Raw genomic sequence first — 524 nt, 5'->3', positions numbered from 1 at the left:
TACCGTGAGGCAGGGCTGGCTGTGCGGCGCCGTCGCAAGCGCCAGGGCGTCATGATTGAGCGCGAGCAACTGGCATTGCCGGGCGCGCCCAACGAGGTGTGGTCAATCGATTTCGTGATGGATGCGCTTTCCAACGGCCGGCGCGTGAAGTGCCTGACCGTCGTCGACGACTTCACGAAAGAGGCTGTCGACATCGTCGTCGACCACGGCATCTCAGGTTTGTATGTCGCTCGGGCATTGGACCGTGCAGCTCGCTTCCGTGGCTATCCCAAGGCGGTGCGAACCGACCAGGGACCCGAATTTACGAGCCGCGCGCTTGACCAGTGGGCGTATGCGAACGGCGTCACGCTGAAGTTGATTCAGGCGGGCAAGCCAACGCAGAATGCGTACATCGAATCGTTCAACGGCAAGTTCCGCGACGAATGCCTTAACGAGCACTGGTTCACGACGCTCGCGCACGCTCGGGCAGTCATCGCGGCATGGCGTCAGGACTTCAACGAGCAAAGGCCGCACAGCGCACTGAA

1 pseudogene is annotated in these 524 nt (G+C 61.8%); it reads left to right on the top strand.

The annotated features are described in order from the left end of the window. Positions 1-524 (top strand): annotated as a pseudogene (locus J7024_RS37060) (IS3-like element ISBam2 family transposase); the annotation flags it as partial.

Origin of the sequence: Burkholderia sp. WTPI3, from assembly GCF_021483755.1 — a bacterium.
Lineage (GTDB): Bacteria > Pseudomonadota > Gammaproteobacteria > Burkholderiales > Burkholderiaceae > Burkholderia.
The sequence above is the reverse complement of the archived record's forward strand: the minus strand, read 5'-3'. Positions and strand labels throughout refer to the sequence as shown.